Source organism: Nocardia sp. GP40 (assembly GCF_050434125.1).
Lineage (GTDB): Bacteria > Actinomycetota > Actinomycetes > Mycobacteriales > Mycobacteriaceae > Nocardia > Nocardia albiluteola.
The window spans coordinates 298943-312735 of the sequence record NZ_JBNPVW010000008.1 but is presented as its reverse complement, the minus strand read 5'-3'; the positions used below and the strand labels follow the sequence as shown (position 1 = coordinate 312735).

Below are 13793 nucleotides of genomic sequence, written 5' to 3'. Positions count from 1 at the left end.
CACCGACAACCATGGCATACAACCGAAATACTTCCCCAGCACCAACTCCGGCCAATCCACCTTCGCCGGTAACAACCAACCCGTCCGCACCGGCAACAGCGCCTTGGAATTCATACGCAACCATATCGACGAGCCCGGACGTTCCATCAACGCAACAAGCATCGAACACCCCATTACAACCACCGAACTTGCGCACCGTATCCGCAACAACACCCTCCCCGCCGACACCCGAATCCATCTCCCCGACGGCACCGCCGCCATCACCAACGCCAACGGAAAAACCGAACTCGACACCCCTGCGGGAACACAATCCCTCAACCGCACCAAGTTCCTCGAACATCTCCCCCCGGGCGCCGCGAAAGTCACCATCTATACGCCCACACCGTCCCGCTGGAGCCGCACGGAACCGCCTGTCGCGGCCGTTGCCTACGCTCTCGGGGGCGAGATGAAAACCCCCTCGGAGCTGCGTGAGTTCCGCGGCAAAATCGCCGACTACCTCGCCGCCAACCGTAGTAAATACCACGACCAAATCATCGCCGACCACCTCGATGCCGAACAAGCGCTCGACCACGAAATCAACGCAATTCGTCAAGGGGAAACTACCGGCAACCTATCCGCCAAGTACCCCGGCGTCCCCCTTGTGGTGCATGCCGCGATCGACCTGGCCCAGGCCAACGTCATAATCTACCAACGGGGCACCACCTACACCATTATCAACAACCCGGCCGTCGGCGCTGCCATCCACTTCCTCCGGCAAGCCCGCGACAGTTTCACCTATCAGCACGGCAGAGACCCGCACAGCCGCCGAAGCTCCCCAGCAGCACTCCCCGGCCCCAAACTCGCTCGCGTGGAAAAAGCGATCCTCGAGGTCTATGGGCCGGACTGCACAACACCCGCCGAAATCACCGCACGTCTCCAGGGCGAGTTTCCTGGAATCAAGCGGGAACGTGTAAAAAAATTGGTGAAAAGCATATACGACCGACTTGGGTACGCCAACCTCGATCTTGCCAAGAAAGAGGACCAGTCGTGGCAATCGCTCGGCAAGGAAGCACCTGTGCCCGGACAACCGGCCTCGACAGCGATTGACGGCAGCGTTACCCACGGAACTCCGGCCGGGTCCCGGGTGCGCGGCGCGCTCGTATCCCCGCAGGTCCCGGTGCAGGCTTCGGAGCCAGGATCGTTCGACTATCTGTCGAAAAGGATGCAAAAGGTACTCGCCTACACCAGCGCCAACTACATCCGTCGGCGGACCGCGCTAGCTCTGGAAATACCTCTCAGTGCTGTGGATGAAGATCTCAGAAATTCATCGATAGGATTGCGTGTCGCAAACGTTGGCGAGGCAATGGAGAAGGTTCGTTTCGATCCGGAATTCAATAGGATCAAGGGGGAGGTGCCGCATCCTTCCAGCTCGTTGACAGTGGAAGAGGAATCAGTTCTCCGATATGTTGCCAAAGGTTATCGCCCCGAGCATATCAGTGAAATTTTGGACGTTAATCTGCGTTCGTGCAGGGAGCTGATTTGGGAGCTCGGTCGGGTATTCGACGTTCAGGAAAGGTTCGCTGATTGGGAAAGGTTCACTGATCCGGGAGGGTTCGCCTCCGCTCTGCGAGAGCAGGCTATCGTACGCGGAGCGCTGACCCTCGACGAGCTGGGGAAGATGGAACCGGCACCCTCGCTGTTGCCCCAGGAGCGAAATATCCTCGAATGCCTCGAGGCCGGCTGCTCGATCGAGCAAATTGAGGCGGACTGCAACCTTACTCGCAGCAGCGTATTCAGGATTGTGCGCGCTGCATGCATCCGCGAGGGTGTTCAAGTCGGCAGCAGGGTGCGCCAGGAAGACGTGAATCAGCTTCTGGAGATGGTTGGGTCCGAGTTGCGGGATGACCGGATCGAAAGGTTGCGGACGCGGCGCGATGGTGATTCTTCGGCGTCGACCACCGTCGCCGGGCAACCGGCCCCGGCTGCTCCCGAACCTGGTGACCGGGATTACGAACATTTCGGGATTAATCCGGCAAATGGTGCGCGGGTGAAGTTCGAATCCGGTCAGGTGGATTTGCTTTCCCGGATTTCGGTGCGTAAACCGAACATGGAGCGCAAACAAAATAAGGATCTAGCCGGAGAGCTCGAGGCGGCGGCGGGAGCTGAGATCCCTGACGTATCGAGTAAAATTAAAGATCGCTTCAAGCCGATCTATAACAAATTGTTGTTGACGGGCACTGACCGTTCTCATCTGGGCGCAGTGCGGGCGGCCCGTGTCTGGGGTCTGTTGGAGCGGGAGCCGATGCCGGGTGACCTGGATTTCGAATATCACGGTTTCGATCCGGAGTCGGATGCTCATGTGTCATTTATGGATGATGAAATTAGCGTGCTCCACCGGATCATACGTGATGGATATATTAATATAGCAGCACTGGAACATGCCCTCGGAATTTCGGAAAAGCCGGTCAGGGCACGCGTGCGGAAATTGTTCGAAGGGTTGCGGTTGGGAGACCGTGAGGATGTTGCGGAGTTGGAGCGGGTGGCGCGTGAGTGGACGTTGCTGCCACCGGTGACGGGAAGCGACGTTGCAGCGCCTACCTCCGACCCTATATCCGATCGCGCGAGCACGTCATTCGGCCGACAGCAGCCCCTCAGGGGCGGTGCCGCTCAGCACGTCGCCGACCCCGTGCTTCGCTCGCATATCAACGGTATTCCCGCACCCGAGAGCGGGTTTTGGGAGTCGCAGCGGGGTGACGGTAACTGCATGTTCCACGCTTTGGCTCGTGTGCTCGGTATGTACGATCCCAATGTGCGGGACGATTCCGATGTGCGTGACGATTCGGGCATGCGGAAGGGTCGTGCCCCGCGGAATGATCCGTATGCCCATTTGGATTTACGTGCCAGTGCTGTGGAGGTCGCGTATCGGGACCGAGCCGGTATCGTCGACGGCTTCGTGCCGTCCGCGGTGCCGGATTATTTCATGCCGGGAGGTCCGCCTGCGGATTTCCTGCCCGGCAGTTCCGGTGCCGAGCGTCATGATGCGTATCAGCGATATCGTTTCGACACGTATGCGGGGTTGCACGACGGTACTCTCGGTGATCTCGCGAGCCTTCTGATCGAGGGCGAATACGCCGATCCGGCTGCCGAGTTCCTGCTTCCTGCAGCAGCACGGGCTTTCGGTCTCAATCTTGATATCCGGCACCTCGACGGTACTGTGCATCGCTTCCGTCATGGTGGTCGCGGGACTCCTGTTTACACGCTCTTGCGTGATAACGCTGGTGGTGGTCATTACCACGTCGCTATCTCCGTCGATCGCCAACCCGTCACCACCCGCGACATCACCCCACTCACTGCCGGCCAATCCACCCAACCACTCCGCGGCGGCGTCGACACACCCGGCGGTGTCCGCGCACCGCCACCATCGACCGTTTTCGAACAGTCCTCTTCCGCTGGCGGGCAATTCGCCGGTCCCGGTCACGAGATCCCCGGCCATATCCAAGTGGTGGGCTATCCCACCTCGTGGCTGGAAAGCCTGCACCGGGAAGCGGCGCGGGGCTACCCGAACTACCCACCCGGTACTCGCATCTACATCAGCGATGATCGGGAGAGGCTGCGGCTGATCGTGGCCCCCGTCGGCCGGTTCGTCCCGCAGTTCCGCCCCGTTGCCGCCGCGCACCTCCGCCGTGACGAGTCCGACTGGAGCAGCCGTGACGTCCTCGGCAAGCTCCGCGACCATCTCGAGGACCGCGCCGTCATCTCGGTAGTCGTCGTTCGTCCGGCACCGGACACCTCCGGGCCGGCGCGCATCAGTGTCGGCGAACTGGGGGACCGGCTGAACCGCAACAGCCTGGTGACCGGCACCGGATTCCGGCTCCCCGACGGCACCCGCGCCACCCTGCGCGCCGCCGGCGGCATCGCTCTCGAGCCGACCCGAGGGGCACCGAGGATCGTCGATCAGACGGCATTCGTCGCCGATCTGCACGTCCAGTACCCCGGCATCGAAGATCAACCCGTCGAACTCGTGCCGCCCACCCCACCTCGGTGGCGCCGCGTCCACAATGACGACGAAGACCCGCTCACGACGACACTCGCCCATATCCTCGGGTACCAGGAAAACCCACAGCAATTGCGCGATGAAATCGCCCGGTATCTCGACGAAAACAGTGACCGTTACCTCGACCGGATCACTACGGATTTCCTCGACGCCGAACAGCTCAACGAGAACGCACAATCCGTCGGCAACCCCGAATTCGTCGCTCCGGGCTCGACCCAGGCCGAACAAGCCGCCGAGTTCCGTGACCAGATGAACCTCGAACGCCGCCTGCTGCTCGATCACACGATCGCGGAATTGCGTGCCGGGCGCAGCACCGACAGTCTCACCGGCAAACACTCGAACCTCAACGTCATAATCGAAGCCGCCGCGGAAAAGTACGGCATCAACATCGTCGATATCGCCCCCGGCGTCCATCGGCACACCCTCGTCAACGCACCCACCCCCGGCCGGCCCGTCTACTTCCTGCAACAGGACCCAGAAGACGGCTACCTGCTGGGAGCCACGGACGTCCTCGAGAACTACACCACTACGATCAACGGCCATCTGTCTCCGCTGCAGCAGGCGGTGCTCCACTACTGCGCCGCCCAAGAAGGCAGGGACGGCTACACCAGACGGCAAATCGCTGACCAACTACGGGGCAACGGATTTCCACAGGTCAACGAGAGACACGTGGAGGCGGCGCTGGGCGAGGCATACCAGGACCTGCTTATTCATGAACAGGCCGGCGAGACATGGTATCTGCGCCGCGCCCGACTCGTGGCAAAGGCCCGCGAAATGGGCATGCTCGACGAGGCCGCCATCGCCGCGATCCCGGCAGTACCCAGGATCGAACGCGAACGGGAACCCGAACGCGATGTCGAATTCTCAGACGCGCAGCGGGCGGTGTTCCGCTATCTTTACGACAATTTCGAAGACGAAGGCCGAAAACACACGACCGTCAGCATCGCCGCCGACCTCGGGCGGCAAGGGCATTCGACGATTTCCCCGCTTCGGGTGCGAGATTCGCTCGTAGCGATACTCCACAAACTCGGGATTACCGACGATCATCCCCTGACCGTCCGTAGCCGGAACGGCAAGCAGCAGAGTCGGATACCCACGATCGCTGCGGTAGCCCGTGCCGTCGGGGGCAACCTCGACGACACCCGCGCTATCGCCGCACTGCGGGCATCGACCGGCAGTGCCGCCGCTGCCGCGCCGCTCGAGCCCGAAGACGGCGACACTTATTTCGGCCGCCACCTGTTCCGCAGCCTCGAAGCCGAACTGCCGGTCGACGCCCACGGGGGCGAGTGGCCCAGCACCACGCAACCGTCGCGAACCCGGTACGACCGGACCGGACTTCAGCCACCCACGGCCGCCCAGCATCGCGAGTACCTGAAGACTCTTACTCCCCGACGGCATGAGCGTTTGTACGGGCCGATCGCGGTCCCGATCTTCGCCGGTCGCAACGAGCGTCCCCGCGACACCCTCACCCTCGTGAGTCTCGCCGGCGATGTGCTGCGACTGCCGACCGCGGGCCGCGTGACCGGGAAGTTCGTCACCGAGTCGGACGGCGGTCCGCACTTCGATCTGGTGGACCCGAACGGAAAGAACTACATCATCCCCGAGGCCATGGCGAAAGGCTTCACACCCGCGAGCGACGGCACTGTGACGTGGAATGTGGCAAGCGAGATTCGCATTCTCGGCCGCGACCACCTCGGCCGGATGGATGTGCTGCACATTCCTTACGGATCCAAACTCGTCGCCAAGACGCTGCCCCAAGGCGATGTGCGGGCGATCAAACGTCCGGGGGAAACGAAATGGCTGGCCGTCAGCGCCCCGCACGAGATCGTGCCCGAATTGCCGAGACTTGCCAACCGCGGCGCAGAGCAGTTGTTCGGCCCCAGCGGAATGCCACAACCACAGGACGCCAGACAGGGGCGAACCGGTGATTGCGCCCTGATCGCCCCGCTCAAGGCCCTCGCTCACCGCGATCCGCAGTCGATCAAGGACATGCTGCACATTCCCGAGGACGCCGCCGAGGACGGCATCGTCTACGTCCGGCTCGACATCAACGGCACCATCGAGTGGGAGCCGGTCCACATGTACATCCCGGTCACACCAAGGACCGAGAGCGGGCACTTCGCCGGGCACGAACCCGGACAACCGTTGTGGCCGGCCATCATCGAGAAGGCCTTCGCGCAACGCCTGGGTGGGGACGAGGGCTACCTGGGGATCACCGCCACACACTTGAATCAGCTGAATGCCGCCCTGACGCTTCTCGGCACGGGCTTCTACCGGCCCGGGGACGGCTGGTTGCGGCAACCCGTCAGCTTCGTCCGCGATCCGGTTTTCTGGCACCCGCTCCGCCTCGACTCCGACACCCTCGAGAGACTTGTCGGCGGCGACCCCGAATTCCGCCGACTCGTCACCGAGACCGAGTACTTCGACCACCTAATCGCTCAGACGTGGGCTCGGCGTGCTGCCGCCTCGCGTCGCATACGCGCCGCGCACTCCACGGACGCTGCCCGCAACGCCGCGCGTGACCGGTTCATGAGTACCGAGGACCTCGAATCGCCCGACGGCTTCCGCAGCTACCTCGACGAAACGTTCCCTGGGCAGTGGGAATCCGAGAAGAACGCCCTGACGGACTACGTCCGCGCCATGAACAGCGGTCCGTTCGAGAAACGCCGGGTCCCCGACGAATACCTGTTTGCCGCCCGGGCCATCGCGAACCGCATGGCGTGGGCATTGCGGCGCCGCGGCACCACCGTCCTCCTCGGTTCACGGCCGTTCGGACAACGCCGCACGCCACGGGGTTTGGTCCCCAACCACACGTATGCGCTCCTCGATGTCGTAGGCGACCCGGAGTCGGGCGAACCGAAATGGCTCCTGCTGGAAAATCCGCACGACCGCAACGGCACTTACCCCAGGCCGGTGAAGGGCATCGAATACCGCCTCGCCCCAGGCGGATCCGGCTACACCGAACTGGACGACGGCACCCGCGTCCGCGTGGACGTGCACCCGGACGGGACCGAGACCACGTACAAAATTCATCCCGGCGGAGGCGAATCCCGCCAGGATCCGGACGGAACCGTCTACCGCATCGGCCCCGACGGGTACCGCCATGTTCGGCACCCGGACGGCTCACAGCAATGGGTCTCCAGCGTCGGTACTATCTGGCAAACGGTCGACGGACACCAACTCCGGACCGAACCGAACGGCGTCAAAACCCGGAAGGCTCCGGGCAGCGAGATATGGGAGCGCGACGTCCGCGCAGACCCGCCCGACACCAGCATCCCCCGCAGGGGCGGCATCATCGCGGTTGGTGTGGAACACGTGTCGAAGTTCTGGACCATGGGGATGGGCGGCCCAGGCGCACACGGCCTCTACGGACTCGAGACCTCCCTCCATACGAAGCCCGTCACCGTTCCCGTAGCCCGGGCCGGACCCGGACAGCGCGGCCCCGCCGCCACGTCCTCGATCACAGAACCGCCGCAAGCCACCGGTTTCGAGTCGAATTTCGGCCTCGGCCCCGACCACGACGACACACCGGCAGACCATCAGGCTGTCGTCGCTGCACCCACGCTGGCGTTCGCACCCGAAAGCGGCGACACCCAGCTCGGTGACCAACTGTTCCGTGGCCTCGGCGGTCCCGGCTATTTCACCGGCTCGGGCTTCACCGAGGCGGAATGGGAGTTGTTCGATGACGAGCAGTGGTTGGAGAAGTGGTCAGGTGCCGAACCGTATGAGAATCGGCAGAGATTCTCCTCGACGGTGCCCGACGACCTGACGCTCCGTCATATCAGCACGATCCAGCCCACGCAGCACACCGTGCTGATCGGCACGGACGGCCGGGCCGTGGTGATCGGGCCGACGGACGGGGTGGTGCTGGACCAGGTGCCGGGCACCGGCGGTCCGGGGGCCGGGTATTCGATCCGGCTGGCTTCGGATCCGGCCGGCGTGCGATATCCGGTGAACGACTGGCTGATGCGCTTCTTCAGCTGGGGCCCGGAGACGAATGGTGTGCGTGCCGGCGTACTCATGCGGGACCAGCACGGTCAGCCCCCGACCTGGTTGCTGTTCGCGACGCCCGGCGGGGCGCCAGGAATATTGGGCTCCCCCGGTCTGGTGCCGACTCGGCCGGCGGACGCCGGCGGCCTGAGTTTCGAGTGGCAGGGCTCGACCGTCGCGCTCCCGGCGCCCGCGGTGCGGGCGCTGGGTATGGACGGGCCCTCGGGGATGAGAATGCATGTGGGCCCGCTGTTTTCGCGTGCGGGTCCGCGTCGGTCCGATGCTCGCGTAGGAACTTCGTCGGATTTCGAGGCGATGCTGGATACCTTGGGTGAGATGGCCGAGCGGGATCCGCAGGCGCTTTTGGACATGTTCCACGAATACAAGGACGGCAGTATTGGGGTGCGGTACTTCGTCAACGGCGAGCCGCGCTGGGTGAAGGTCGACCGGGCTTTGCGGCACGACCAGTCGGGGTTGCCGTTGTATGTGGCTCATGTCGATGGTGAGCCGATGTGGGCGGCGTTGGCGCAGAAGGCGTATTCGCTGTTGCCGTTCGAGATCGTGCCCGGTGCGACGGTGTCGGTGCGGCCGTTCGGCATACCGTTGAATCCGGATTTGGTGCCGCTCGCCCCCATGCCGCGGACGAATATCGACGCGCCGTCGGACCGGTTGAGCATCGTGGACCACAACGGCGAACTGCTGAGTGTGCGGCCCGGCCAGTGGCTGCACGCCGCCGCGCACCCGGGCAACCCGCAACTCCTCTATGTGCGCGCCGGTAACGATGTGGCAGACCCGGTGCACGAGGTGCGGCGGCGGCTCGTGCCCGAGATGTTCTCGTCCGGCCGCGGCCATGACGGTCTATATCACTGGCAGGTCTCCGAACAGGATGTCATGGGTTTGCGGTGGATGCGCGACGACGACCCGTCATACCTTCTACCTGGTAAATCAACGCCTCTGGGGCTGGACTCGCAGGGCAACGGCGTGTTGGACGGGCCTACCCCGGTGTCCAAGGAGGCGATGCGTCAACTGGGGCGCACGATCAAGCGCGCGGACGGTCCGGTGTTCCGCTCATCTCCCGAGGGAAAGCCACAGCCGGTGTCGCGGGATGCGGCCCAGGGCAAGCTCGGAAATTGCTTCCTGGTCGGGCCGTTGCAGGATATGGCCGATTACAATACCGGGGCAACCGTGGATATGATTTACGAATGTCGTGACGGCACCGTACTCGTGCGACTCTTCGACACGGAGGAAATTCCGCGCTGGGTGCGAATCACCAGGGAACTGTGGGCTGATGCCGACGGGCGGATAATCTATGCGGCCTACGACGCGGATCATGCGCCGTGGGTGGCGCTGACCGAGAAGGGGTTTGCGGCGCCCGGTGGCGACTACCTGAAGGTTCAGAACAGCCAGGGGATATTCGCGATGAGCGCTTTGCTGCCGCCGTACGAGGTAGGTGGCTTCGGTTCCGTACATCAGCCGATTCGTAGAGTCGCGCTGCGGACGTTCCTGCATCCGATGCGGTTCGGTGTCGATACCCTGCACGACCTGGTCTCCGAGCAGCTGGGTAGGGAAGCGGACCCGGCGTTCGCGCGACGTCTTCTCGGGATGAAGGCGGAATCCGACGCCGGGTCGAAGGCGGAATCGCTCGTCGGGTTGGAGAAGGAATGGCAGAACGAGTGGCCCGCTACCAAGGAAGTTCCCGAGTCCGAGAAGTTCGAGGAGTTTCTCGAGGCGCACCTGAACGAGGACGAGCGAGACCAATGGTCGGCTGAAATACGTGCAGTGCTGGGTTACTTGGCGGAAGCCTATGACCCCGGCACACCCTTTACCAGTAAGGTTGCCGGGAGGCATATTGCCGATTTTATCCGGTTCCTCCGTGATCGCGGTGATACGATCATTCTCGCTACTCCCTCATTCGGGAAGAATTTGGAACTCACCAAGTATCCAGGGCTTATCGGTAGCCATGGATATTCGAAGCTGGATGTGCTGTCCGGCGACGACGGCCGAATCATCCTGCGGTTGGCGAACCCGTGGGGTGCCAATCCGGTCGTGCAGCAGGCCATCGACGGCGTCACCTACGGCGAGGGCGGCGAGCTGAGCCTCGACATCGGGCAGCTGAGCATATTCTCCAACATTCAGGTCCACGGCACCGGTGTGCGATTCGCCATCGGAGATGGGGATCCGACGCGGTCGGAGCAATGGAACCTGATACGGACGGAACCGCCGACGGCTACCGATTCCGGTCATGAGCAGGCCCTGAATGATGGCGCACTCGTATTGCCGGTGGATGGGGGCGTTGCACCCGCCACCCGGCATCAGCCCCTGAGCGGTGGCGCCACCCAGCACACGACCGGCCGCGGACTCCGACCCCACATCAACGGCATTTTCGCACCCGATGGTGGGGTGTGGGAGTCGCAGCAAGGGGATGGGAACTGTATGTTCCATGCGGTCGCTCGGATACTCGGCATGGACGACTCCGGTGCGCGCAGTGACTCCGATGAACTCGGCGTTCCTGAAGCGCATCTGGATCTTCGCGCCCATGCGGTGGAAGCCGTCTACCTCGACCGGGCCGGTAGCCTCGACGAGTTCATGCCTCCGACCGCCCCCAGTCATTTCATGCCTGGGAACCCACCTGCCGATTTCCTGCCGGGTGGCTCCGCCGCCGAACGCCGCGACGTATATCAGCAGCACCGCCAGGACACCTACGAGCGGCTCCGCAGGGACACTTTCGCCGGTCAGCTCGAGAATCTGCTTCTCGATGCCCAGTACGCCGACCCTGCCGCCGAATTCCTGCTCCCCACGACAGCGCGCACGCTCGGGCTCAACCTCGACATCCGCCACTCCGACGGCACCGTCCATCACCTTCATCACGGCGCTCCCGGAACTCCCGTTTACACCCTGTTCCGTGACAACACCGGTGGTGGCCACTACTACATCGCCATCTACACCACCGGTCAACCCGTCACCACTGACACCGCCTCACCTACCACGAGTCAGTCCACCCAGCCGCTCCGTGCCGGCGTCGACATGCCCGGCGGTGTCCGCGCACCGCCAGAAACGACCGTTTCCGAACAGCCGGCCATCGGTGGGCCTGCCGACGCCGAAATGTCCCTCGACCGCAGCGCCCGCACCCGGGTGTTCGACGAGCCCCACATGCTGCTCGCGGACCCCGCCCTCGCCCTCACCCTGGACTCCGACCGCACCGACGGCTACCCGCCGGGCACCCTGATCTTCTTCGGCCAGGGTCACCGAGCAACACGGTTCGTCGTCACCGGCAACCACGGCCTGCAGCGGCGAGACCCTTCCAGCACCTATAACGGGACCGTTGCCATCGGCAACGACGCCCTCGATCTGATCCGCGACTTCATCATCACACCCGACCGGCCCATCACCAAAACAATCGTCCAATTCCCTGTCATCGCCACCGCCACAGTCGCCGATCTCACCGACCAACTCCGCCGGAACACCCTGACGACCGACACCCGAATCAGTCTCCCCGGCAATGCCACCGCCGCCCTCCTCGGCAACGGCATGGTCGAACTCCGCACCGGCACACGATCGGAAAACCTCAGACGCACCGAATTCGCCAACCACCTCGGCTCCCTGGGCGCCACCGGCGCTGTCACCATCCACACGCCGACGTCACCCGGCTGGAGCACCGAGAGCTCACCCCTCATGGCCCTCGCCGGCACGCTCGGTACAGGCGTCGACGCACAATTCCGCACCGGCGTCGCCCGCTATCTCGGCACCCATCGCGACAAATACCGCGACTACATCACCAACGACGACGTCGCCAGCCACGAAATCGAAGCGGAACAGGCCGAAGAAAGGGTATTTCGGCACGGGTTCGGCAACAATGACGCCTACCTGGATATCGACTCCGAACTGTCCCGCGCCGAGCAGCTCCGCAGCACCATCGCTCTCGGGCAGGACGAAGCACTCGAACGCGAAATCGCCGCAATTCTCCGCGGCGAATCCACCGGAAACCGCTCCACCAAATACCCTGGCGTCCCCCTCTCACTCGTCGCTGCCATCGACCATGTCGAAGCCAACGTCATCATCCACCAGCACGACGCCACCCACACCATCATCAACAACCCGACCCCCGGCGCCAGGGTCCACTACCTCCGCCAACAACCCGGTAGCAGCGTCTACCAATACGGACGAATACCCCTCCAGCACCGCTACATCACCACGATCCCCGGGCCCACGCTCACGCAACTGCAGAAGGCGTTCCTCGAGCACCGCGCTGCCGGGTACAAGAGATATTCCGCGATCGCCGCCAGTCTCCGGAAACGTGATGAATACGCGAATATCAAAGAAAAGTCGATAACCAATGCGGTAAGCGGGAAGGGTGGAGTAGATAAAGGAATTTACGGCAAACTCGGTGTTTCCGATCCTGACACCGCCGTTGCCGAAGCTCTCTGGTGGCACCTTCTGGACGAGGAGGCCATCGCCGAAGCCCGTCGACTGCGTGAATTCGGCGAAGCCGAGCGCCGGCCCGAACCTCAGAGCACCATCACCACCACTGCCCACCGCCCTCCATCAAGCCCCTCGGGACTCACCCCTCTCACCGACCTCACTGAGCAGCTCGATCGCAACGCCCGGCTCACCGACAACCGAAATCAGCGGTCCGACACCACCGTTGCCGACGGCATGCCGTGGTCTCCCTCGTTCGGCAATCTGACGGATCCGCAGCAAGCGGCGCTCGCCCATGCCGGCAAGCGCTACAGCATCTCCCGGGCTGCGAAAAGCCTGGGAATTGACGTTTCGACTGTGAACCGAAGGCTCCAGAATGCCCGTGAAATGATTGGCGCGAGAACTACTGTCGAGGCATTGGAGAAGGTTGGCGACGACCCGAAATTTGTCGACGCGATGGTGAAGGTGCCACATCCGTCCGAGCATTTGTCCGGCGATGAGAGGATCATCCTCCCGCGTATTGTCAAAGGTTACAGTGTCGGGCAGATCGGTGATCTTTTCGGAAAAGGCGGGCGCTGGAGCTGGGGGCAAATCAAAGAGTTGGGCCGGGTATTCGGAGTCGACTTCGACATCGCGACCGACTGGGATACGTCCGCCGCGACTCTGAAAGAACGCGCCTTGGAGCTGGGGGTGCTGACCGCTACGGCTCTGGACGCGATAGCACCGCCGCCCGCACCGGCCTCTGATGAGCCGAGCGCCCGTGGGAACCGCACAACCAGCGGTCCCGACCCCAGGGCCGCCGACGCCGCTGGTGTCGCGTCGTCGTTCAGTCGGCTGGCGAAGCCGGTAAAGCAGGCACTCGCCTATGCCGGCAAGCGTTACAGCAGGTCGCGGACCATGAGGGCACTGGCGCCGATCGGCGATTGGGCTGTGAAGGACAGGCTCAGAAGGGCACGAGAAGGGCTTGGGGCAGAGACCACTGCCGACGCATTGAAAAAGGTCGGTACCAACTCGGAGTTTATCGACGAGCTGGCACAGGTGCCGCATCCGTCCGAACATTTGTCCGAGGATGAGAGGATCATTCTCCCGTATCTCGTCAGCGGTTACAGCGTCGAGCAGATCGATGCTATTTTCAGGCAGGGTAATCGCTGGTCGTGGCCGCATATCAAAGAATTAGGTGCGATATTCGAGGTTGCCTTCGGCGCCGATGCCGACTGGAAGACGTCCGCCGCGGCTCTGAAGGAACGCGTCCTGGGACTCGGGGTGCTGACCGCCGCCGCGTTGGACGCGATAGCGCCGCCACCGTCACTGTCGTCCTCGCTGTCGGTGTCGGTGTCGGTGAATCAGCGAAATA

General features: G+C 63.3%; 1 protein-coding gene (cut by both window edges). It reads left to right on the top strand.

Every position in this 13793-nt window falls within one protein-coding gene, locus tag ABH933_RS25070, for an ADP-ribosyltransferase (protein ID WP_429421002.1), read on the top strand. The gene is 72717 nt long; 15464 of those nucleotides lie to the left of the window and 43460 to its right, leaving coding positions 15465–29257 in view (codon 5155, partial, through codon 9753, partial); the first codon wholly inside the window starts at nt 2. Both the start codon and the stop codon lie outside the window.